Origin of the sequence: Streptomyces sp. MCA2 (assembly GCF_023544705.1) — a bacterium.
In the GTDB taxonomy this organism is placed as follows: domain Bacteria; phylum Actinomycetota; class Actinomycetes; order Streptomycetales; family Streptomycetaceae; genus Streptomyces; species Streptomyces decoyicus.
On record NZ_JAMJFM010000128.1, the window covers coordinates 1 to 889 of the forward strand.

1 protein-coding gene is annotated in these 889 nt (G+C 68.5%); it reads left to right on the forward strand.

The window, feature by feature from the left end:
- A partial coding sequence (locus M8I34_RS41110) for a condensation domain-containing protein (protein ID WP_250058167.1) occupies positions 1-889 on the forward strand: 889 nt, incomplete at both ends.

An 889-nucleotide genomic window follows, 5' to 3' on the forward strand; every position in this document is an offset into this window, starting at 1 on the left:
CGGCTACCGCATCGAACTCGGCGAAATCGAAGCCGTCATCACCAACCACGCCCAGGTGCGCCAAGCAGCCGTCATCGTCCGCGAAGACCAGCCCGGCGACCAGCGCATCGTCGCCTACGTCGTCACCACGGAGGACGCTGACACGGCGACCGCCGACCTGCGCGAACACACTGCACAGACACTCCCGGACTACATGGTCCCCGCAGCCGTCGTCACGCTGGACGTGCTGCCCCTGACGCCGAACGGGAAGCTGGACCACAAAGCCCTCCCCGCACCCCAGTTCACCCCCACCACAACCACCCGCGGCCCCCGCAACACCCACGAAGAACTCCTCTGCCACGCCTTCGCCCAAACCCTCGGCGTCGAACACATCGGCATCGACGACAACTTCTTCGACCTCGGCGGACACTCCCTCCTCGCCACCCGCCTCACCAGCCGCATCCGCACCACCCTCAACACCGAACTCACCGTCCGCGACCTCTTCGAAGCCCCCACCGTCGCCACCCTCGCCACCCGCCTCCACCACACCACCGGAGCACGGGCCGCACTGCTGCCGATGGAGCGGCCCGAGCGGATACCCCTGTCGTTCGCCCAGCAGCGGCTGTGGTTCCTGCACCAGCTGGAGGGGCCGAGCGCGACCTACAACGTGCCGCTTCTGTTGCGACTCACCGGTTCGCTGAACGTCGAGGCACTGCGTGAGGCGATCTACGACCTCGTCGACCGGCACGAAACCCTGCGCACCGTCTTCCCCCAGGCCGACGGCACGCCTCACCAGCACGTACTGCACGGCGACGCCGCCCGGCCGACGATCGAAGCCGTCACGACGGACGCCGCACACCTCGCCGAGCACATCGCCACCGCCGCTCGCCAGACCTTCCGGCTCACCGAC